This is a genomic window from Pseudomonas wuhanensis (genome assembly GCF_030687395.1).
GTDB classification, from domain to species: Bacteria; Pseudomonadota; Gammaproteobacteria; order Pseudomonadales; family Pseudomonadaceae; genus Aquipseudomonas; species Aquipseudomonas wuhanensis.
Genome location: NZ_CP117430.1, coordinates 90,956 through 112,233, shown reverse-complemented (window position 1 = coordinate 112,233; position 21,278 = coordinate 90,956). Strand labels below are relative to the sequence as shown.

Annotated in this window: 18 protein-coding genes; 14 read left to right on the top strand and 4 right to left on the bottom strand. The window is 58.4% G+C overall.

Features of this window, described 5'->3' with window-relative positions; genetic code table 11:
* Positions 1-144 precede the first annotated feature (144 nt).
* The 10 genes from PSH88_RS00490 to PSH88_RS00445 all read left to right on the top strand — a co-directional run bounded on the left by PSH88_RS00490 (position 145) and on the right by PSH88_RS00445 (position 15,004).
* Complete coding sequence (locus PSH88_RS00490; protein WP_305424461.1) at positions 145-2,082, top strand: type VI secretion system Vgr family protein; 1,938 nt, start codon at positions 145-147, stop codon at positions 2,080-2,082.
* Positions 2,083-2,100: 18 nt separating this feature from the next.
* Complete coding sequence (locus PSH88_RS00485) at positions 2,101-2,535, top strand: DcrB-related protein (RefSeq protein ID WP_305424460.1); 435 nt, start codon at positions 2,101-2,103, stop codon at positions 2,533-2,535.
* A gap of 12 nt (positions 2,536-2,547) precedes the next feature.
* Positions 2,548-7,017, top strand: a complete 4,470-nt coding sequence (locus PSH88_RS00480) for an RHS repeat-associated core domain-containing protein (RefSeq protein WP_305483443.1) — start codon at positions 2,548-2,550, stop codon at positions 7,015-7,017.
* A 37-nt stretch (positions 7,018-7,054) separates the two neighbouring features.
* Entirely contained in the window at positions 7,055-7,642 is a 588-nt protein-coding gene (locus tag PSH88_RS00475) for a hypothetical protein (protein WP_305424459.1), read from the top strand.
* 115 nt (positions 7,643-7,757) lie between these two features.
* Entirely contained in the window at positions 7,758-8,357 is a 600-nt protein-coding gene (locus tag PSH88_RS00470) for a hypothetical protein (RefSeq protein WP_086946469.1), read from the top strand.
* Positions 8,358-8,398: 41 nt separating this feature from the next.
* Positions 8,399-8,680 (top strand): hypothetical protein, encoded by a 282-nt coding sequence (locus tag PSH88_RS00465; protein WP_305424458.1) that lies wholly within the window; start codon positions 8,399-8,401, stop codon positions 8,678-8,680.
* Positions 8,681-8,776: 96 nt separating this feature from the next.
* Positions 8,777-13,150: an RHS repeat-associated core domain-containing protein gene (locus PSH88_RS00460; protein ID WP_305483442.1), complete on the top strand. Its 4,374-nt coding sequence runs from the start codon at positions 8,777-8,779 to the stop codon at positions 13,148-13,150.
* Between the two features lie 22 nt (positions 13,151-13,172).
* Positions 13,173-13,619, top strand: a complete 447-nt coding sequence (locus tag PSH88_RS00455) for a hypothetical protein (RefSeq protein ID WP_305424457.1) — start codon at positions 13,173-13,175, stop codon at positions 13,617-13,619.
* Positions 13,620-13,822: 203 nt separating this feature from the next.
* Complete coding sequence (locus tag PSH88_RS00450; RefSeq protein WP_305424456.1) at positions 13,823-14,128, top strand: tetratricopeptide repeat protein; 306 nt, start codon at positions 13,823-13,825, stop codon at positions 14,126-14,128.
* A 480-nt stretch (positions 14,129-14,608) separates the two neighbouring features.
* Complete coding sequence (locus tag PSH88_RS00445) at positions 14,609-15,004, top strand: DUF6124 family protein (protein WP_305424455.1); 396 nt, start codon at positions 14,609-14,611, stop codon at positions 15,002-15,004.
* 89 nt (positions 15,005-15,093) lie between these two features.
* Here the strand turns inward: PSH88_RS00445 and PSH88_RS00440 are convergent, their stop codons facing one another.
* The 3 genes from PSH88_RS00440 to PSH88_RS00430 form a co-directional block, all read right to left on the bottom strand.
* Positions 15,094-15,369, bottom strand: coding sequence for an HU family DNA-binding protein (locus PSH88_RS00440; protein WP_003213368.1), 276 nt, complete (start codon positions 15,367-15,369; stop codon positions 15,094-15,096).
* Between the two features lie 192 nt (positions 15,370-15,561).
* Positions 15,562-16,710: an NAD(P)/FAD-dependent oxidoreductase gene (locus PSH88_RS00435; RefSeq protein WP_305424454.1), complete on the bottom strand. Its 1,149-nt coding sequence runs from the start codon at positions 16,708-16,710 to the stop codon at positions 15,562-15,564.
* A gap of 19 nt (positions 16,711-16,729) precedes the next feature.
* Positions 16,730-16,897 carry a rubredoxin gene (locus tag PSH88_RS00430; protein WP_007896465.1) on the bottom strand — a complete coding sequence of 56 codons (168 nt, stop codon included), beginning with the start codon at positions 16,895-16,897 and terminating at the stop codon, positions 16,730-16,732.
* 200 nt (positions 16,898-17,097) lie between these two features.
* On the opposite strand from PSH88_RS00430, the gene PSH88_RS00425 reads away from it, so the two are divergent.
* Entirely contained in the window at positions 17,098-17,661 is a 564-nt protein-coding gene (locus PSH88_RS00425; protein WP_305424453.1) for a chorismate--pyruvate lyase family protein, read from the top strand.
* Positions 17,661-18,551, top strand: coding sequence for a 4-hydroxybenzoate octaprenyltransferase (gene ubiA, locus PSH88_RS00420; RefSeq protein WP_305424452.1), 891 nt, complete (start codon positions 17,661-17,663; stop codon positions 18,549-18,551). Before PSH88_RS00425 ends, ubiA begins: the two co-directional genes overlap by 1 nt.
* A 79-nt stretch (positions 18,552-18,630) precedes the next feature.
* Here the strand turns inward: ubiA and PSH88_RS00415 are convergent, their stop codons facing one another.
* Complete coding sequence (locus PSH88_RS00415; protein ID WP_305424451.1) at positions 18,631-19,008, bottom strand: COG4315 family predicted lipoprotein; 378 nt, start codon at positions 19,006-19,008, stop codon at positions 18,631-18,633.
* Between the two features lie 152 nt (positions 19,009-19,160).
* Between PSH88_RS00415 and phoB the strand changes: the two genes are divergently transcribed.
* Both phoB and phoR read left to right on the top strand, forming a co-directional pair.
* Positions 19,161-19,850, top strand: a complete 690-nt coding sequence (phoB, locus tag PSH88_RS00410; protein ID WP_007896474.1) for a phosphate regulon transcriptional regulator PhoB — start codon at positions 19,161-19,163, stop codon at positions 19,848-19,850.
* Between the two features lie 74 nt (positions 19,851-19,924).
* Entirely contained in the window at positions 19,925-21,211 is a 1,287-nt protein-coding gene (gene phoR, locus PSH88_RS00405) for a phosphate regulon sensor histidine kinase PhoR (protein WP_305483578.1), read from the top strand.
* Positions 21,212-21,278: the final 67 nt, after the last annotated feature.

The following is a 21,278-nucleotide window of genomic DNA, read 5'->3' as shown; positions in this document are numbered from 1 at the left end:
AGCAGGCTTGCCTGCGATAGCGGTGTATCAATCGGCATCAATGCTGAATGTCCCACCGCTATCGCAGGCAAGCCAGCTCCCACACTTGATCCGGTTTCTGCTGGGGAAAGCGGCGCGGCGATTACAACGTTTACGGGATAACTGATGCTATTCAAGCAACTCTCACGCCTGGCAAAAATCACCAGTCCCCTGGGGCCGGATGTGCTGTTGCTCAAGGACATGGGCGGCGGCGAAGAGCTGGGGCGGCTGTTCAACTATGAGCTGCAACTGCACTCGCTGGACAACGCCATCGACCTCAACCAGTTGTTGGGCAAACCCATGTGCCTGAGCCTGCAACTGGATGGCGGTGGCGAGCGCTATTTCCATGGCATCGTTGCCCGTTGCAGCCAGAACGTCGACCAGGGCCAGTTCGCCAGTTACCAGGCCACGCTGCGGCCCTGGCTATGGCTGCTGACCCGCACATCCGATTGCCGGATTTTCCAGAACCTGACCATCCCGCAGATCATCAAACAGGTTTTTCGCGACCTGGGTTTTTCCGATTTCGAAGATGCCCTGAGCCGGCCCTATCGTGAGTGGGAATACTGCGTGCAGTATCGCGAAACCAGCTTCGATTTCGTCAGCCGCCTGATGGAGCAGGAAGGGATCTACTACTTCTTCCGCCATGAACAGGGTCGTCACGTGCTGGTGCTGGCCGATGCCTACGGCGCCCACACCAGCGTGCCCGGCTACGCTTCGGTGCCCTACTACCCCAAAAATGAACAACAGCGCGAACGCGATCACATCCACGATTGGCACCTGGCCCAGGAAGTCCAGCCGGGTTCGCTGGAACTCAACGACTATGACTTCCAGCGCCCCAGCGCGCGAATTGACGTGCGCTCGGCCATGCCTCGTCCGCACACCGCCGGCGACTATCCGCTGTATGACTATCCCGGCACCTATGTGCAAAGCGCAGACGGCGAACATTACGCCCGCACCCGCATCGAAGCCTTGCAGACGTTGCACGAACAGGTCGAGTTCGCCGGCAACGCCCGGGGCCTGGGATCGGGTCATTTGTTCAGCCTCACGGGCTTCACCCGCCAGGACCAGAACCGCGAATACCTGATCGCCAGCGCCCGCTACTACATCTCTCAGGAAAGCGGGGAAACCGGTGGCATCGCCGCTTCGGCGCAGTTCGAAAGCAGCCTGACCTGCATCGACGCACAACAAAGCTACCGCCCCCTGCCCAACACCCACCGGCCTATCGTCAAAGGCCCGCAGACTGCACTGGTGGTCGGCCCCAAGGGCGAGGAAATCTGGACCGACCAGTTCGGCCGGGTGAAGGTGCATTTCTATTGGGACCGTCACGACCAGTCCAACGAAAACAGTTCGTGCTGGATTCGCGTGTCGCAATCCTGGGCCGGAAAAAACTGGGGCTCGATGCAGATCCCGCGGATCGGCCAGGAAGTGATCGTCAGTTTCCTCGAAGGCGACCCGGACCGGCCGATCATCACCGGCCGTGTCTACAACGCGGAACAAACTGTGCCCTACGACTTGCCGGAAAACGCCACCCAGAGCGGCATGAAAAGCCGTTCGAGCAAGGGCGGCACACCGGCGAACTTCAACGAAATCCGCATGGAAGACAAAAAAGGCGCCGAGCAGTTGTACATCCATGCCGAGCGCAATCAGGACATCGTGGTGGAAGTGGATGAAAGCCACTCGGTGGGCCACGACCGCAACAAAAGCATCGGACATAACGAGACGGTGACCATCGGCAACAATCGGCTGCGCATCGTCAAGCAGGAAGACATTCTGTCGGTGGGCCAGCGCAAGACCGACAGCATCAGCCAGAGCTACGTCATCGAAGTGGGTGAGAACCTGCGGCTGGTCTGTGGTGAAAGCATCCTGGAGCTCAATGCCAGCGGCCAGATCAACCTGACCGGCGTGCAAATCAGCTTCTATGCCAGCGGTGATGCCGAGATCAACACCGGCGGCGTGCTGCACCTGAACAATGGCGGCGGCGCTGGCGCCACGCCTGATGGCCAGGGCGTCAAGGCCAGCATCGACGCCAACATCAATGCCGCGTTTCCTAAGCCCAAGGGCTAATCACGAGATCTGTGTTCCATGACTTACCGAATCAATGAATTCCAGTTCCAACTGCCGGCAGGCGAACTGCAAGACGCGTCGATCAACATCCTCAAGTTCCCTGAACTGGGCACTTCGCTGATTGTCAGCCGCAGCTTGCTGGCCGAGGGCGAAACCCTGCAAAGCAACTTCGACGACCAGCTCAAGCGCCTGGAAAAACAAGTGCAAGACTTGCGCTTTCAACCGGGCGTCGCCGTGCGCCTGGGCGCCGGCCAGGAAGTCGAAGGCATCGAGTTGCGCAGCCAGTTCAACAAGGGCAACGACAAAGTCTTCCAATACCAGTTGGCACTGGTGTTGCCCGGCACCCGCAAAATGCTCGCCCTGAGCTACGTGAAGGCGGAAAAACTCGGCGATGCCGAAGCCGCGCATTGGGCGACCATCAAGAGTTCGTTGCTGTTCGACGTTCCGGCCTGATGAGCACCCTGCATGTCTGACGCGCTCTGGGCCGCCCGGCTGGGTGATGCACTCAACCATACCTCGATGATGGCCGACATCCTCGGCGGTGTGCTCGAGGTGGCAGCCAACATCGCGATTACCGCGCTGGCCACCGCCGCCGTGGTGGCAGCCACAGGCATCACGGTCGTCACCGGGGGGTTGGGCTGCTTCGTGCTCGGCTTGGTGGTGGGCACGATCGTGGGCCTCGCCATGAGCAAGACCGGGGCCGACAAGGGCTTGAGTAACCTGTGCGAGAGTTTCAGCAACGCGCTGTTTCCGCCCACGGTGCAGGCGAACATTCTCACCGGCTCCACCAACACCCTCACCAATAACATCCCTGCTGCCAGGGCCGCCGGGGCGATCCCGTCCCATGTCGCGCCGGCCGGTACCGAGCTGGAAGCACCCGAGCCGGAAGCCGAGCCCAGTTACCTCGACATGGCCGAAAGCTTCTTCTCCCAGATGTGGCGCCCCACCGTCGCCACCCCCGCGCCCGGCGCCGTGCCCAAGCCGCTGGACCTGCTCGTCTGCATGAAGCATCCGCCGATGCCGCCGCAGTTCATGGCCGAGGGCTCGGACAAGGTCACCATCAACGGCCAGCCCGCCGTGCGCAGCGGCGACCGCAGCACCTGCGATGCCAAGGTCGTATCGTCGGGGCTGATTTCCTCCAACGTGACCATTGGCGGCGGTTCGGTGGTGGTGCGCGAGATCCGCAGCGGCAAGACCCCGGGCGTGGGGCTGGCGGTCACCGCGCTGCTGATGCTCAAGGGCGGCAAGGGGAAGTTCTTCAGCAAATTGCCGTGCATGCTGATCGGCGGCGCGACGTCGATGGCCGTCAGCAGCGCGATGGGCGCCATGGCCAACGCCGCCATGGGCTCGTCGAACCCGGTGCATGCCGCGACCGGGGCCAAGGTGCTGGGGGGTGATGAAGAGCTGGATTTCGTGCTGCCGGGCGTCTTGCCGATCGATTGGCAGCGCTTCTACAACAGCCGTGACGAACGCCGCGACGGGTTGTTCGGGGCGGGTTGGAGTGTGTCCTATGAGGTATGCGTGGAAATCCTGCCTCACCCGGAGGGCGGCGAAACGCTGGTGTATACCGATGAACAGGGCCGGCGCATCGACATGGGCTCGATCCCCCTGGGCGGCGCGGTGTTCAGTGCGGGTGAGGGGCTTAGTGTTCGACGCCACGTTAACGGGCAGTTGTTGATTGAAAGCGATAGCGGACTGTATCGACTGTTCGATGCAACACCTGGGAACTCATCGGCATTGCGTCTTAGCCAGCTGGGTGATCGCAATGACAACCGGGTTCACCTCGACTATGACGACGCCGGACGCCTTGTAAAACTGCGCGACACCTTTGACTTGGTTCAGGTGGAATTGATCTACCTTCAGACACGAGTCAGTCAGGTGGAGCGGGTCTACCCGGACCAGCGCCGTGAAGTGTTGGTGAGTTATGGCTACGATCCGTCAGGCAACCTGACAGAAGTTCGCGATACCGCAGGCCAGGTACAGCGCCGCTTCGTTTACGACAGCGAGCGGCGGATGACTGAGCATCAGTTGCCCACAGGCCTTCGCTGTTTTTATCAGTGGGCTTGCATCGAGGAAAAGGAATGGCGCGTGGTCGGGCACTGGACCGATGAGGGCGACGCTTACCAGTTCGACTATGACCTCGTCGCCGGTGTCACGCGCATCACCGATGGTCTGCAACGCGTCAGCACACGGCGCTGGAACACCCAGCACCAGATCACCGAATACACCGACAACCTCGGCCAGACCTGGCTGTTCGAGTGGAACGACGAACGCCAATTGCTCAACGCCACCGACCCGCAGGGCGGGCGCTACGAATACAGCTACGACGACGCCGGCAACCTGATCGGCGAAACCGACCCGCTGGGCCGCAGCGACTCGACCTTATGGCTCGAGCACTGGGCCTTGCCGCTGGTGGAAACCGATGCCGCCGGCAACAGCTGGCAATATCGCTACGATCAACGCGGCAACTGCATCGCCGAAACCGATCCACTGGGCCATGTCACCCGCTACCGCTACGACGCCCACGGCCAGGTCGTCGAGATCATCGACGCCACCGGCAAAAGCAAAAAGCTGCGCTGGAACCCGTTCGGCCAACTGGTCGAACACATCGATTGCTCGGGTTATCCGACGCGGTATGGCTATGACAATCGTGGCTACCTTCAGGTCATCACCGACCCACTCGGGGAGCGTACAACCTTCACATATGACACAGTGGGCCGGTTGCTCAGCCGCCAACTTCCCGATGGTCGCTTTGAACATTATCAACGTAACGCCAGTGGTCAATTGACGGAACATACCGACCCATCAGGTCATACCACTCATTACCAATACAACCTTCGGGGTCGAATTCGTCAACGTACGGATGCCCATGGCCGGCAGGTGCAATTCAGTTATGACAGTTACGGGCGGCTACAAGCTCTGACTAATGAAAACGGCGAAAATTATCGGTTTACCTGGGATGCCAGCGACCGTCTGACTGAACAACAGGATCTCGATGGAAGCGCCCATCGCTATGATTACGACGTTCTGAACAGCATTACCCGCGTAGTCTCGTTGCCTACGCAATATGGTGACGGGCTTGCTGTTGTCTCGGAAACGCCCGAAAAGCCTATCGTCCACCGCCTGGAGCGAGATGCGGTTGGGCGTCTGGTTGCCAAGATAACTGACGATGGCCGCACTGATTACACTTACGATCCGTTGGATCAACTGATCGCGATCACTTTCAGAGACACCCAGGGCCGCGAACAAAAACTCGGTTTTGTATATGACGCTCTGGGCCAGCCACTCGAAGAACAAAGTTTGGGCGGCAGTTTAAAACATCGCTACGATGAACTCGGTAATCTGATCCAGACCCAACTGCCCGACGGCCGCTGGATCAATCGGCTGTATTACGGCAGTGGTCATCTGCACCAGATCAACCTCGACGGCCAGGTCATCAGTGACTTCGAACGTGATCGCCTGCACCGTGAGGTATTTCGCACACAGGGCCAAATCAATACCAGAACTGAATATGATCGCGGCGGGCGCCTGCGTTCATACGTGCGGCGCCCGAATAGCCAGCCGCGACAATTACCTGGAGCGACACAAACACACTTCGACTATGACCCCAGCGACAACCTGATTGCGCGCCTCGGACAAAAAGCAGGCACTGCGCATCGACAGTTTTTGCATTACGACGCTACCGACCGAATCATCGCCAGCCAAGACAACATTCAAGGGCAGCATGAAATCTATGCCTATGATGCGGCGGCCAATTTATTGGACGGCCCGCAACCGGGGGCAGGTCTGGTAGTACATAACAAATTGTTGACCTATCAGGACAAACGCTACCGCTACGATAGTTTCGGTCGACTGATCGAAAAACGTAGTGGCAGCCGAGGGGTTCAGCGCTTCAGGTACGACGCCGAAAGCCGTGTGATCGAAGTTCGAAATCAGAGTGCGGCGGGTGAAACTATCGTCAAGATGGCGTATGACCCCTTGGGTCGGCGCATTGAAAAAACCGTACAAGACAAGAATGGTTATCCGCTTGGCACCACTCGTTTTGTGTGGGACGGCTTGCAACTGTTTCAGGAGCACCGAAACAACCAGACTAGCCTGTACCTTTATGAAGACGGCAGCTACGAGGCGCTGGCGCGCGTTGACGGAATGGGCCCGCTGCAAAAAATCCGTTACTACCACAATGACCCCAATGGGTTGCCGCAGGAGCTCACGGAACACGATGGGCACTGCATCTGGCAGGCCAATTATCGAGTCTGGGGTAATACCGCCAAGGAGACTCGTGAGCCGTACTATATAGAAGAGCAGAACCTGCGGTTTCAGGGGCAGTACCTGGACCGGGAAACCGGACTGCACTACAACACGTTCAGGTTTTACGACCCTGACATTGGTCGGTTCATTACGCCTGATCCAATAGGGCTCGCCGGCGGTCTGAACCTCTATCAGTATGGCCCCAACCCGATGGGTTGGAGTGATGCATGGGGGCTGGCGGGCAGTCCAACTACGGCAACCCATATCACCTATCTGGGCGTCGACAAAGCAACCGGTAAAGCCTATGTCGGCTATGCCAGCATGCAAGGTAAACAGGTGGGTTCAGACGTGCTGAACTATCGCTATGGATCGAGTTTTGATCGCTTTGGTGGTCAAGCTCCTCAGGTCCTGCATACAGCATACGGCCAGGACGGAAAGGACGTTACCCGTGGGCTGGAGCAACGCGTTTATGAAGGGTTAGGCGGAAAAGACGGCACCGCCAACGCGCAGAATCCGGTGGGCCAAGGTAATGCGCGAAGAAAAGAATATCTTGCTGCTGCTGATAAACATCTGGCCAAAACACCGGCAGGCAAAGCCTTGGATAAACGTATAAAAGCCGCCAACAAAGCCAGAGTCAAAGCCGCCGCTAAAGGGGTCAGCAAAGGCAGAGGAGGCCGTTGCTCATGAGTGATTCGTTAATGATTATTAAGATGGAGTGAGCCCCATGGCCAAACGCATAACCTGGAAGGAAGGCGATTTAGTCAGCCTCAAACTGCGAGACGATTTATATACCGTAGGCCAGATGATCAAAAATTCCGTCATGCGTTTTTACGACGTGAGAAGCGTGAATGGAATCTGGAGCGATCTCGTGCTGGCCGACAGTAAAATTCTGTTTAGCGGTTTTGTAGGGAAGGTCGTTACCCAACGACTTGCCGTCGAAAAGCTACAACCTACGACTCCACTGGTCCTGTCAGACCACGAACGTTACTGGTTAAGACCGCACGTTAACTTTGAAGGTGGATTCCCCTTCCGCGGTGCCGACCTGATCGATACCGGCAAAGACTGCGCTATCGATTACAGCTTGGCACCCGTGCGTCAAAAAGATCTGAAGCTTTCAAAAAATCGCGATGCTATTGAACAGTATGAGCTTACCAACATGTGGGGGGACGACGACTTGAGCGACAGATTGTGCCGCTATTTCGATACTGGACTTAACCGTGACGATTTGAAATTTGAAGTATTTCCGGGGCTGTGGACGGATCGTGAGAGTCTGCGGCCTTTAACCCGACGTTTACCTGTACCACTAAGATAAAAAGCAGCGTTTAATGCACAGCGGTTGGTAATAGCTATAAAGGCGCTTGATTCACTGCATTAAACGCTTGGCAAGCCTAAATGCGTCACTTGAGTTTTTATTCGGAATAACGAACATGAGCGCGTTAGAAAAGGCACTAATAGAGCTGCGCCGTATCCACAAGAAGTTTCAGTCAGAGGGCAGCTTCGAAAAGAATGGCCAAGTCAACGCCACATGGCCGCAAACGCTTGAACGCTCTGTCGAAACTGACTTTTTCTATGACAACTACGAGCCTGTGGGTGTTGAGATAGAGACAGGTTTGACTCCGATACGTTTTTTTGATCTGAACACCCTTGAAGATGACCAAGTGGGCTACAAGTGGGATGGCAATTCAAACAAGTCGCAGCTCAACCCACGCTGGCCAGCCAGTTTTGTAGTATTCATGGATGATATCGGAGGTGGTAAACCTGTCATCGCTGTTACCGACATTGAGGGTACACCTGTATTTGCCAGCTATGACGTGGCTTTGCCTTTCAAAATTGCCGACTCATTGGCTGATTTCTTTTTCGCTCTTGCAAAATTGATTGAGGTTGTCCACGGAAAATTCGAAATATTTGAGATCTATAACGACGATGACGAGCTTTCCAGCAAGTTCGTGAAATTACTCACAAAGGAAGTCAGCCCCCTACTGGGGAAAGAAAATTTCGAACGGTTTTTTGATTACTTTTATGGTTGATCTTCAGGTCATGATTCTGACCCGGCCAATGAGCGCAGAAGATGGAACAACTGGAAGACGAATACCCCGGCGATTCCGATTGGAATGTGTTTGTGCGGTTATACGAAGAGGACTATCTCGACGACAACGCCCGCACACTGGCCAAAGTAATGGATGGTTACCTCGATATGGCGGTCGTCCTCAACGGTAAAAGAGGGCTTGAGGAAGGGTTGTGGTGGATCGAACAGAAAGTGCCCGCCCTCGGTAACAAACGGCCGGCCGATTGCCTCAAGAATCCGAAGCTGATCAAACGCCTGAGGACTGCGCTAATGCGCATGCCGTAACCAACAAGGAGAAAGGTGCAATGGAAGGCATCGAATTGCGCAACCCGCACAACGATTACGCAGCCGTCAGACACTTACGTCGGATTAACATCCCGCATGTCTGACGCACTCTGGGCCGCCCGCCTGGGCGATGCACTCGACCACACCTCGATGATGGCCGACATTCTTGGCGGCGTGCTGGAGGTGGCAGCGAACATCGCGATCACCGCGGTGGCGACGGCGGCCGTGGTGGCAGCCACGGGCATCACGGTCGTCACCGGGGGGTTGGGCTGCTTCGTGCTCGGCTTGGTGGTGGGCACGATTGTCGGCCTCGCCATGAGCAAGACCGGGGCCGACAAGGGCTTGAGTAACCTGTGCGAGAGTTTCAGCAACGCGCTGTTTCCGCCCACGGTGCAGGCGAACATTCTCACCGGCTCCACCAACACCCTCACCAATAACATCCCTGCTGCCAGGGCCGCCGGGGCAATCCCGTCCCATGTCGCGCCGGCCGGTACCGAGCTGGAAGCACCCGAGCCGGAAGCCGAGCCCAGTTACCTCGACATGGCCGAAAGCTTCTTCTCCCAGATGTGGCGCCCCACCGTTGCCACCCCGGCGCCCGGCGCGGTGCCCAAGCCACTGGACCTGCTCGTCTGCATGAAGCATCCGCCGATGCCGCCGCAGTTCATGGCCGAGGGCTCGGACAAGGTCACCATCAACGGCCAGCCCGCCGTGCGCAGCGGCGACCGCAGCACCTGCGATGCCAAGGTCGTATCGTCGGGGCTGATTTCCTCCAACGTGACCATTGGCGGCGGTTCGGTGGTGGTGCGCGAGATCCGCAGCGGCAAGACCCCGGGCGTGGGCCTGGCGGTCACCGCGTTGCTGATGCTCAAGGGTGGCAAGGGCAAGTTCTTCAGCAAATTGCCGTGCATGCTGATCGGCGGCGCGACGTCGATGGCCGTCAGCAGCGCGATGGGGGCCATGGCCAACGCCGCCATGGGCTCATCGAACCCGGTGCATGCCGCCACCGGGGCCAAGGTGCTGGGGGGTGATGAAGAGCTGGATTTCGTGCTGCCGGGCGTCTTGCCGATCGATTGGCAGCGCTTCTACAACAGCCGCGACGAGCGACGCGACGGGTTGTTCGGGGCGGGTTGGAGTGTGTCCTATGAGGTATGCGTGGAAATCCTGCCTCACCCGGAGGGCGGCGAAACGCTGGTCTACACCGATGAACAGGGCCGGCGCATCGATATGGGCTCGATTCCTCTGGGTGGCGCGGTGTTCAGTGCCGGTGAAGGGCTCAGTGTTCGGCGGCACCACAATGGGCAGTTGCTGATTGAAAGCGATGACGGGCTGTATCGGCTGTTCGACGTCACACCCGGTAATCCGTCCTTGTTGCGCCTTAATCAGCTCGGTGATCGAAACGACAACCGCATCCACCTCGACTATGACGAAACCGGACAGTTGGCGCGCCTGCGGGACACCTTCGATCTGATACAGATCGAACTGATTCGGGAACGCGACCGCGTGGCTCGGGTGGAACGCGTGTATCCCGACCAGCATCGCGAAGTGCTCGTCAGCTATGGCTACGACGCAGCCGGCAACCTGGCCGAAGTGCGCGACACCACCGGCCAGGTGCAACGGCGCTTCAGATACGACGCCGGACGGCGGATGGTCGAGCATCAGTTGCCCACGGGGCTGCGGTGCTTTTATGAATGGGCGTTGGTTGAAGACCTTGAATGGCGCGTGGTCGGGCACTGGACCGACGAGGGCGACACTTACCAGTTCGACTATGACCTGAAGGCCGGTGTCACGCGCATCACCGATGGTTTGCAGCGCATCAGCACACGACGCTGGAACACCCAGCACCAGATCACCGAATACACCGACAACCTCGGCCAGACCTGGCAGTTCGAATGGAACGACGAGCGCCAATTGCTCAACGCGACCGACCCGCAGGGCGGGCGCTACGAATACAGCTACGACGACGCTGGCAACCTGATCGGCGAAACCGACCCGCTGGGCCGCAGCGACTCGACCTTATGGCTCGAGCACTGGGCCTTGCCGCTGGTGGAAACCGATGCTGCAGGCAACAGCTGGCAATATCGCTACGATCAGCGCGGTAATTGCATCGCCGAGACTGATCCGCTGGGCCACATCACCCGCTACCGCTACGACACCCAAGGCCAGGTCGTCGAGATCATCGACGCCACCGGCAAAAGCAAAAAACTGCGCTGGAACCCGTTCGGCCAATTGATCGAACACATCGATTGCTCGGGTTACCCGACGCGGTTCAGCTACGACAACCGAGGCTATCTGCAAACCATCACCGATGCCCTCGGCGAACGCACCCAATTCAGCTACGACGCCCAGGGCCGGTTGCTCAGCAGCCAATTGCCGGACGGGCGCACCGAGCAGTATCAGCGCGACGTCAGCGGCCAGTTGATCGGCTACACCGACCCGGCCGGGCACACCACGCTCTACCAACACAACCGCCGCGGCCAGGTGCGTCAGCGCACCGACGCCCACGGCCGACAGGTGCAGTTTGGGTATGACCGCTACGGGCGACTGCAAGCGCTGACCAATGAGAACGGCGAGAGTTATCGGTTTGCCTGGGACGCTGGAGATCGGCTGACAGAACAACAGGATCTGGATGGCAGCGCCAAGCGCTACACCTATGACCTGCTGGATAACGTCGCGGCGGTGACAGCTGTTCCGGCGCCTTATGGCAACGGCCTGGCCGTCGTTCCCGAGTCGCCCCCCGCTCCCATCGTTCACCGACTGGAACGCGACGCCGTCGGCCGGCTGATCGCCAAAATCACCGACGATGGCCGCACCGACTACACCTACGACCCGCTGGACCAGCTCACCGCCATCACCTTCACCGACCACCAGGGCAACGCACAAGCCCTGAGCTTCGCCTACGACGCCCTCGGCCAGTTGCTCGCCGAACACAGCGCCGCCGGCAGCCTGCAACACCACTACGACGAACTCGGCAACCTGATCCAGACCCAACTGCCCGACGACCGCTGGATCAACCGCCTGTACTACGGCAGCGGCCACCTGCACCAGATCAACCTCGACGGCCAGGTCATCAGCGACTTCGAACGCGATCGCCTGCACCGCGAAGTGCTGCGCACCCAAGGCCAACTCAGCACCCGCAGCGAATACGACCGCAGCGGCCGCTTGCGCGCACGCCAACGCCGACACACCAGCCAGCCATCGCTGATGGCGGCCGCCGTGCAGAAGCATTTCGAGTACGACCCCGCCGACAACCTGATCGGCAAACTCGACCAGCAACCCGCCACGCAACACCGCCAACTGCTGCACTACGACGCCACCGGCCGCATCATCGCCAGCCAGGACAGCCTGCACGGCCAGCGTGAAACCTTCGCCTACGACGCCGCCGCCAACCTGCTGGACGGCCCACAACCCGGCGCCGGGCTGGTGGTGCACAACAAACTGCTGACCTATCAGGACAAGCGTTATCGATATGACGCGTTTGGCCGGATGATCGAAAAACGCAGTGCTAAACGGGGCCTGCAACGCTTCGGTTACGATGCCGAAAGCCGGTTGATTGAAGTGCGTAACGAAAACGGCAGCGTGGTCAGGATGACCTACGATCCGCTGGGCCGGCGCATCGCCAAGACCGAACACGACAGCAAGGGTTATCCACTGGGAGAAACCCGCTTCACTTGGGACGGCTTGCGTCTGTTGCAGGAACATCGCCATCAGCAGACCAGCCTTTACCTCTACGAAGACGAAGGTTACGAACCCCTGGCCCGCGTCGACGGCACCGGCCCGCTGCAAAAAATCCGCTACTACCACAACGATCTCAATGGCCTGCCGGAACAACTCACCGAGGCGGACGGCCACAACGTCTGGCATGCAACTTATCGGGTGTGGGGCAACACATTAGAAGAGGTGCGCGAGCCGTATTACATTGAAGAACAGAACCTGAGGTTTCAGGGGCAGTACCTGGACCGGGAGACGGGGCTGCATTTCAATACGTTCAGGTTTTATGATCCGGATGTGGGGCGGTTTACGACGCCGGATCCGATTGGGTTGGAAGGGGATCTCAATCTATACCAATTTGCGCCGAATCCGATTGCCTGGGTGGATCCATGGGGATGGAAATGTTGGGGTACTGCAAGGAAAGGCCACTGGAAAAAAGCGGCAAGTAAAGCACCGCCAGGCAAGTATTCCGCAAAAAACCTGGCGCGGATGGCGGCCGGTAAAGCACCGAGAATGAGGGTCGAGGTCCGCTACCGCAACAGTGCAAGGAACCGACAGCTCGGGCGTGTCGGCAAGACAGCTCGAATAGATGTGTCGATGGAACTGAACCACCAGTACATTCCTCAACGCGCCGGATCGAAAGTCGCTCACGAGGATTGGAACCTGACTAAAGCAACACCTTGGGGGCATGAGTCAATGGACAAGTACCGCCATACAGGATGGGACTTGGTAAAAGTTATAAAAACCACTGGACAATGGTAAAGCAAGCTTTACAGGAGAAAACATGAGCGGGTTGACCGATTTTCACATTTTCTGGGGCGCTGCGATGGAGATCGCAGAAAAGCAATCCGCGTCGATGGAAGCCGAAGGTGCAGAAGATTTTGCAAGGGGTCTTTACAACGAATACGTCGAGCAAGGCGCCCCAAAAAATAAAAAGAAATGGCTAACAGAACGTCTAGAAAATGAGTTCCTGTGTTTGAATGAAAAACCTGTATGGGTGGGCGAACCAGCCTGGTTATATCATCAGGGCCTACCCATGGTCTTCTTACATCAATTTTTAGTCTCACCCTCAGCACAGCATATAAAAGAAAAAATTTCACTTGGCGACACCATATACGTGTTTGGCTCAAAACATATTCTTAAAAGATCGTCAGAGGATAGCTGGACGGTCATTTATCGAACGGCCGTCCAAACCTTTGAAGGAGAGACTGCAGTGGAAACCTTAGAGTAGGCTGTTAGAAATCTGACGCCATTTACAGCGATCAAGTATCAAGCAGGACGTCTACCATAAATGCAGAACTATCATATGAAAGACTTAGCCAATGAAAATCCCAAACTGGCAGACGAGTTAATGGCCATCATGGCGTCGGGCAATGAGCTCGATGAGCAAAACAAAAAGATGAAGCCCAAGCCTTGTACCAAAGAGCATGGGACTTGCTTCCTGAGCCAAAACTTGAATGGACACCTTTGTCGTCATGGGTCACAGGTTCTTTTTTCAACCTGCACTTCGACAACGGTGACTTCGAGACCGCTAAAGATTGGGCGCAAAAGACCCTGGATGGCCGAGAGTCAGATATCGATACAGGGCCGCTGATCAACCTGGGAATGGTCTACTTTGAATTGGAAGATTATTCACAGGCCTATAAATACTTTGACGATGCTTATAGCTTCGGTAAGGCACGAGCCTTTCAAGAAAGGCCAAAAAAATATTTGAAGTTCTATTTAGAGAAAAAATCCTGACCACGACCGAGGCCTCTAGGAATCCATCGCTTCTTTACCTACGACGCCCTCGGTCAGTTGCTGCCGAACACAGTGCGGCCCCCAATCCTGATCAAAAATGGTTTTCCAGTCGGTCCCACGCCAATGCCTGACAGTGCTTGTTTAAAAGCCTTGTAGGTAACGTCGTGAAAGCTACAACACCTTGCGTCGTTGCCTACGGCTACGCCAGAATCCGCCGGCTTGTACGCTTTGGGGCCGGTCGGTAACTTGATTCGTGTCACTGATCGTCAGTGGTCGGGTTTAGTCGCCCGCTGGTAATTGAAGTTGTACAAGCGTCCGTCAGACAGGTATTTCCTACCTGCATTTGATGGTAGCTGTGCGTAGGGCACCTTTGGGTGCGCCGGCTTCTTCAATTCCCCGGTCCGACTAACCTGCGTACAGCTGCCTCCCCTTCGTTTAGTCGGCGAAGTGGTGTCAGCATCACTCAAGGAATTGAAGATCATGTTCAAAGTTACACCTAACCCACCGGACACCGATCCGGTCTCCCCATACGAAAGCCCCGATTCAAAAAAACTCAACGACGCCGCCGAACGCGCCCTCGACCACCACTTCCCGCCAGCCGAACCAAAGCCACCGAAACGCAAAGGCCAGCTCTTCAGCGTCTGCCCGGGCATCAACACTGAAGCCCTCCTCGCCAATGCCTCGGAAGATATCTTGTCCATCAGCGCCATCGCCGCCGACCTCGCCGACGACGTGGACGGTTCACGCCGCTCCGTAGCCCTGGCGCTCAGCCGCATGGCCGACGGGGTGCATTTGTTGGTAGAGCGCGCGCTGGATCACCTGAATGAGCCGGAAATAGCAGCGATTCTCGCCAGGAAACAAAGCCGCGTCAGCTAATCCGCCACCCACAAAAAAATGGGCACCCAACCTCGTTGGCGTGCCCATTTTTTATCCCGCTCACCCGCTATGCGGGAAGTCGGTGCGTGTTACGGATTAACGCTGTCCTTCAACGACTTGCCCGGCTTGAACGCAACAGTGTTGCTGGCCTTGATCTTCACCGGCTCACCGGTTTGCGGGTTTTTGCCGGTACGGGCACCGCGATGGCGTTGCAGGAAGGTGCCGAAGCCCACCAGCGTCACGCTGTCTTTGCGGTGCAGGGCGCCGGTGATTTCTTCGAGAACGGCGTTGAGAACGCGGTTGGCCTGTTCTTTGGTGAGGTCTGCTTTTTCCGCGATTGCAGCGGCGAGTTCTGGTTTGCGCATTAGTGAAGCCCCTTTGACGGTTTTTTGTTGTTATGTCCGTGCTGTTCTCGTTGGAACAGCGCCTAAGGCGCCGCAGGTGCTCTACTCTGCGGCAGACGGGAGTGAGGATGGCACGCGCTTAAGAGCCGCGCCAGTCTCCCCGCGACCTTTGTGGGGACAAAAAGGGGGTGATTCCGACAGAACGACCGGTATTTACGCCAACAGGGGCGGAAGCTCTTTGTTCAGGGCGAGTTTTTCCATCACCGCCGCGCCTGTCAGGGCATAGCCCAGCAATTTGCCGGCGCTGTCGCGGCACAGCACCTTGATGTCCGCGCCCTGCCCTTCCACCGTCCAGACGCCCTCCGCGCCCCGTGGTGGCGGGGAAACCACCAATGGACAGACCGGGGTTTTCACGGTGATCGGCATCGGGCCATAACTCACAGCGGTGGGGTTTCCGGCGAGGGTCTGAGCCAGCGCTCTCGCACAGCTCATGAGGGGCATGACGTACAACAAATTCAGCCCATCGACCTCGGCGCAGTCGCCCAAGGCGTAGATGTTGGCATGAGAAGTTTTGAGGTGACGGTCGACCACTACGCCGCGATTGACCTGCACCCCGGCAGCAGCCGCCAGGTCGATGCGCGGACGCAGACCGATGGCCGATACCACTACATCGCAAGGGATGACCTGGCCGTCGGACAGATGTGCTTCCAGGCCGTCAGCCACTCGCTGCAGGCGATTGAGCACCGGCCCGAGGTGGAAGCGCGCGCCCAGGCTTTCCAGGCCGGCCTGGACCGCAGCGGCCGCCGCCGGGTGCAGCAAGGTCGGCATGACTTGTTCACACGGTGCAACCAGTTGCACCTCGTAACCACCGAGAATCAGGTCGTTTGCGAATTCGCAGCCGATCAATCCGGCGCCCAGCAGCAACACCCGATGCTTGCCGGCCGCCGCCGCGCGAAAGCGGGCGTAGTCTTCAAGGTCGTTGATCGGGAAAACGGCATCGGCCGCGTCGCCTTCGATCGGCGCCCGCACGGTTTCCGCGCCCCAGGCCAGGATCAGGTCGCGGTAGATCACCGCCTCTTCGCCGATCCACAGGCGTTTGTGGCCAGGATCGATGCCACTGATGCGCGTGTGGGTACGCACTTCGGCCTTCAATTGCTCGGCCATGGCACCCGGTTCGGCCATGCTCAGGCCATCGGCGTCTTTATTCTTGCCGAAGCCGGTGGAGAGCATCGGTTTGGAGTAGGAGCGTCCGTCATCTGCGGTAATCAACAGCAGCGGGGTTTCGCCATCGAGTTTGCGAAACTCCCGGGCCAGGTTGTAGCCAGCCAGCCCAGTGCCGACGATCACGACAGGTGCGTTCATTCCTTGCTCCTTGCTTGTCTTAGTTGATTTCAATCATTTCGAAATCCATTTTGCCCACGCCACAGTCCGGGCACAGCCAGTCTTCCGGCACATCCTGCCATGGTGTGCCCGCCGCAATACCGTCGTCCGGCCAGCCCTCGGCTTCGTTATAGATCAGGCCGCAGACCACACATTGCCACTTTTTCATTCAGGTACTTCCTCAGGATTCAGGCTTTTGCCGGCGCGAACGGTCGATGGGTGAAGCGCTGCCGTCCGGCTCAGGGCGTTTTGTACTGATCGGGCCCGACAGATGCAAGCCTGTTCGGCGCAACGGCAGGCCGGATCAATCAAACTCGCCGCCTGACATGGTAAGCTCGCCGCCTCATTTGCTGCCAATAATGACTCACTGTGCCGCACTCAAAAGCCCCCTCCCCGACGCTGCTCTGGCTCCCACAAAGCCAACTGACGCCCCTCCCCGACACGTCTACGCTCAATTGGTTGTTCGATGAAGGGTCGCTGACCCGACGCCTGACCCGTTTGTCGAATGACGGTTTCAGCGTCACGCCGCTGTTCGAAGGCTGGCAATCGCTGCGCGCCGACGAATGTGCCGCGCTGGAACTGACCGAAGGCAGCGAAGGCTGGGTGCGCGAAGTGTATCTGCGCGGCCACGGTGAAGCCTGGGTGTTTGCCCGCAGCGTGGCGGCGCGTAGCGCGTTGCAGGGCGATGGGTTGCACATGGATGAGCTGGGCAGTCGCTCTCTGGGCGAGTTGCTGTTTTGCGACCAGGCCTTTCAGCGTCGGGCCATCGAGGTTTGTCATTATCCTCAAGCATGGTTGCCGGTGGAGGCTCAGGCGCCTGAACTGTGGGGCCGGCGTTCGCGTTTCGACCGCGGCGCCTTGAGCGTACTGGTGGCCGAGATTTTCCTGCCGACCTTGTGGAGCGCCGCCCGCGCCCATCCGGAGAATTGCTGATGTACCAGAGCCTGCTCAAGTCCCTGAACCGTTTGAATCCACGGTCCTGGGATTTCATTCAGCTGACCCGCATGGACAAGCCGATCGGCATTTACCTGCTGCTGTGGCCGACGTTGTGGGCACTGTGGATTGCCGGTGAGGGTTCGCCGTCACTGGCCAATGTCGTGATCTTCGTGCTCGGCGTGGTGCTGACCCGCGCCGGTGGTTGCGTGATCAACGATTGGGCGGACCGCAAGGTCGATGGCCACGTCAAACGCACCGAGCAGCGGCCGCTGGTGAGCGGTAAGATCAGCTCGAAAGAAGCCCTGGTGTTCTTCGCGGTGCTGATGGGCGTGAGCTTTTTGCTGGTGCTGTGCACCAACGCGGCAACTGTCTGGCTGTCGCTGGGCGGCTTGGCCCTGGCGTCCAGTTATCCATTCATGAAGCGCTACACCTATTACCCGCAAGTGGTGCTGGGCGCGGCGTTCTCCTGGGGCATGCCCATGGCGTTCACCGCCGAGACCGGTGAACTGCCGGCGACGGCCTGGTTACTGTGGATCGCCAACCTGCTGTGGACCGTAGGCTACGACACCTATTACGCCATGACCGACCGCGATGACGACCTGAAGATCGGGGTGAAATCCACGGCGATTCTGTTTGGCGACGCCGACAGGGTGATCATTCTGACCCTGCAGGGCTTGGCGTTGGGGTGCTTGCTGCTGGCGGGTTCGAAATTCCAGCTCGGCGGCTGGTTCCACCTCGGGCTGCTGGCGGCGGCGGGTTGTTTTGCGTGGGAGTTCTGGTACACCCGCAGCAAGGACCGGATGCGCTGCTTCCAGGCGTTTTTGCACAATCACTGGGCGGGGTTGGCGATTTTCGTCGGGATTGTGCTGGATTACGCGTCGCGCTGACTGCGATTGATCTGTAGCAGTTGCCGCAGCCGAACGCAGGCTTCGCCAGCTGCTACGGGTGCAATCTTTTTGCAGTCAATCAGTGCCGATACATGTGCCAGAAGCCGCCTTTACCGTCACCCGCGGTATCCCCGGGTTTCGTGTCCATTTTGTAGCCATACATTGGCTTGCCTTCATACGCCCATTGCATCGTGCCGTCATCGCGTTTGATCGGCATCCATTTTCCGGTGGGCTTGGCATCCATCGGCGCCATCAACGGTGGCCACATCGTTGCACACTCACCTGTGCACATCGACTGGCCTTCTTTGTCCTTATCAAACGTGTACAAGGTCATACCCTTCTGGTCGACCATCATGCCGTCTTTCATCATGGCCGGATCGGCGGCAAAGGCCAGGGACGGCAGCGTTAACGCAGCCGTAACCAGCAGGGCCTTCCAGGATTGAGCAATGTGAGTCATGGAAACCTTCCTCTTGTGGTTGTCAGGATTCGGACTTAGAGCTTAGTTCAGGATCACGACAATCGCAGGACGGCTAAAATACTGTCACACGACTGCAATAATTCCGTTATCTAATGCGGCGCAAGACAGTTAAATGACAAGAGGATTAAGGCATGGTTGGCAGGAGCATTCTGATCGTCGACGACGAAGCGCCCATTCGCGAAATGATCGCCGTTGCGTTGGAAATGGCCGGCTATGACTGCCTGGAGGCAGAGAACTCGCAGCAGGCCCATGCCATTATCGTCGACCGTAAACCGGACCTGATCCTGCTCGACTGGATGCTGCCCGGCACCTCTGGCATCGAGCTGGCCCGCCGTCTCAAGCGCGATGAGCTGACCGGGGATATCCCGATCATCATGCTCACCGCCAAGGGCGAAGAGGACAACAAGATCCAGGGGCTGGAAGTCGGCGCCGACGATTACATCACCAAACCGTTTTCCCCACGTGAGCTGGTGGCGCGCCTGAAAGCCGTGCTGCGCCGCGCCGGCCCGACCGATGGCGAAGCGCCGATCGAAGTCGGTGGCCTGCTGCTTGACCCGATCAGCCACCGCGTGACCATCGACGGCAAACCCGCCGAGATGGGCCCGACCGAGTACCGCTTGCTGCAATTTTTCATGACCCACCAGGAACGTGCCTACACTCGCGGCCAGTTGCTGGATCAGGTCTGGGGCGGCAATGTCTATGTCGAAGAGCGCACGGTCGATGTGCACATCCGTCGCCTGCGCAAAGCCCTCGGCGATGCCTATGAAAATCTGGTACAAACCGTGCGCGGCACCGGCTACCGGTTTTCCACCAAGGCCTGAGCCGACCGCCAGACTCGCTGACAAGGACGCATTTTTCCGTGAACCAAAACTGGCATGGCACCCTGATTCGCCACATGCTGTTGCTGGTCACCGCCTGCCTGGTGATTGGCCTGATTTCCGGTTATTACGGCTGGAGCCTCGCCGTGGGCCTGGGCCTTTACCTGGCATGGACCCTCAAGCAGTTGCTGCGTTTGCATGAATGGCTGCGCCAGCACCAACCCGATGAAGCACCACCCGACGGCTATGGCTTGTGGGGCGAAGTGTTCGACAGCATCTACCACCTGCAACGCCGCGACCAACGGGTGCGCGGGCGCCTGCAAGCAGTGATCGACCGGGTCCAGGAATCCACCGCTGCGCTGAAAGATGCGGTGATCATGCTCGACAGCGACGGCAACCTGGAATGGTGGAACCGCGCCGCCGAAACCTTGCTGGGCCTCAAGACCCCTCAGGACAGTGGTCAGCCAGTGACCAATCTGGTGCGCCATCCGCGCTTCAAGGAATACTTCGAGCAGGACAGCTATGCCGAGCCGTTGGAAATTCCTTCGCCGATCAATGATCGCCTGCGTATTCAGCTGTACATCACCCGCTACGGCAACAACGAACACTTGATGCTGGTGCGCGACGTGACGCGTATCCATCAGCTGGAACAGATGCGCAAAGACTTCATCGCCAACGTGTCCCACGAGCTGCGCACGCCGCTGACGGTGATCTGCGGCTACCTGGAAACCCTGCTCGACAACGTCGAAGAAGTGAATCCGCGCTGGACCCGTGCCCTGCAACAGATGCAGCAGCAAGGGGGGCGTATGCAGACGTTGCTCAACGATTTGCTGCTGCTGGCCAAACTGGAAGCCACCGATTACCCCTCGGACAACCAGCCGGTATCCATCGACAGCCTGTTGCAATCGATCAAAAGCGACGCTCAGCAGCTTTCCGGTCAGAAAAATCAGCACATCACCCTGGAAGCCGACCCGACGATTCAGCTCAAGGGCAGCGAAGCCGAATTGCGCAGCGCGTTCTCCAACCTGGTGTTCAACGCAGTGAAATACACCCCGGCCGAGGGCAATATCCGCATTCGCTGGTGGGGTGACGATCAAGGCGCACACCTGAGCGTGCAGGATTCGGGGATCGGCATCGACAGCAAACACTTGCCGCGCCTGACTGAGCGCTTCTACCGCGTCGATTCCAGCCGCAACTCCAACACCGGCGGCACCGGGCTGGGGCTGGCCATCGTCAAACATGTGTTGCTGCGCCACCGGGCTCGTATGGAAATCAGCAGCGTACCGGGCCACGGCAGCACGTTTACTTGCCATTTTGCGCCAGCCCAGGTGACAAAATCCCGCGTTATCAGCGCCGCCGATTGATACCGGCCAGCACTCGCCACTAGGCAATCGTCCAGTCAGCCGCTACATTGGCTGACTTGTGCCTGCC

Excerpts from the sequence above, each read along its gene's own strand:
- PSH88_RS00415 (WP_305424451.1), bottom strand. The coding sequence starts at position 19,008 with ATGACTCACATTGCTCAATCCTGGAAGGCCCTGCTGGTTACGGCTGCG.
- phoB (WP_007896474.1), top strand. The coding sequence starts at position 19,161 with ATGGTTGGCAGGAGCATTCTGATCGTCGACGACGAAGCGCCCATTCGC.
- PSH88_RS00480 (WP_305483443.1), top strand. The coding sequence starts at position 2,548 with ATGTCTGACGCGCTCTGGGCCGCCCGGCTGGGTGATGCACTCAACCAT.
- ubiA (WP_305424452.1), top strand. The coding sequence starts at position 17,661 with ATGTACCAGAGCCTGCTCAAGTCCCTGAACCGTTTGAATCCACGGTCC.
- PSH88_RS00440 (WP_003213368.1), bottom strand. The coding sequence starts at position 15,369 with ATGCGCAAACCAGAACTCGCCGCTGCAATCGCGGAAAAAGCAGACCTC.
- PSH88_RS00430 (WP_007896465.1), bottom strand. The coding sequence starts at position 16,897 with ATGAAAAAGTGGCAATGTGTGGTCTGCGGCCTGATCTATAACGAAGCC.
- PSH88_RS00470 (WP_086946469.1), top strand. The coding sequence starts at position 7,758 with ATGAGCGCGTTAGAAAAGGCACTAATAGAGCTGCGCCGTATCCACAAG.
- PSH88_RS00460 (WP_305483442.1), top strand. The coding sequence starts at position 8,777 with ATGTCTGACGCACTCTGGGCCGCCCGCCTGGGCGATGCACTCGACCAC.
- PSH88_RS00455 (WP_305424457.1), top strand. The coding sequence starts at position 13,173 with ATGAGCGGGTTGACCGATTTTCACATTTTCTGGGGCGCTGCGATGGAG.
- PSH88_RS00435 (WP_305424454.1), bottom strand. The coding sequence starts at position 16,710 with ATGAACGCACCTGTCGTGATCGTCGGCACTGGGCTGGCTGGCTACAAC.
- PSH88_RS00465 (WP_305424458.1), top strand. The coding sequence starts at position 8,399 with ATGGAACAACTGGAAGACGAATACCCCGGCGATTCCGATTGGAATGTG.
- PSH88_RS00445 (WP_305424455.1), top strand. The coding sequence starts at position 14,609 with ATGTTCAAAGTTACACCTAACCCACCGGACACCGATCCGGTCTCCCCA.
- PSH88_RS00485 (WP_305424460.1), top strand. The coding sequence starts at position 2,101 with ATGACTTACCGAATCAATGAATTCCAGTTCCAACTGCCGGCAGGCGAA.
- PSH88_RS00490 (WP_305424461.1), top strand. The coding sequence starts at position 145 with ATGCTATTCAAGCAACTCTCACGCCTGGCAAAAATCACCAGTCCCCTG.
- PSH88_RS00475 (WP_305424459.1), top strand. The coding sequence starts at position 7,055 with ATGGCCAAACGCATAACCTGGAAGGAAGGCGATTTAGTCAGCCTCAAA.
- phoR (WP_305483578.1), top strand. The coding sequence starts at position 19,925 with ATGCTGTTGCTGGTCACCGCCTGCCTGGTGATTGGCCTGATTTCCGGT.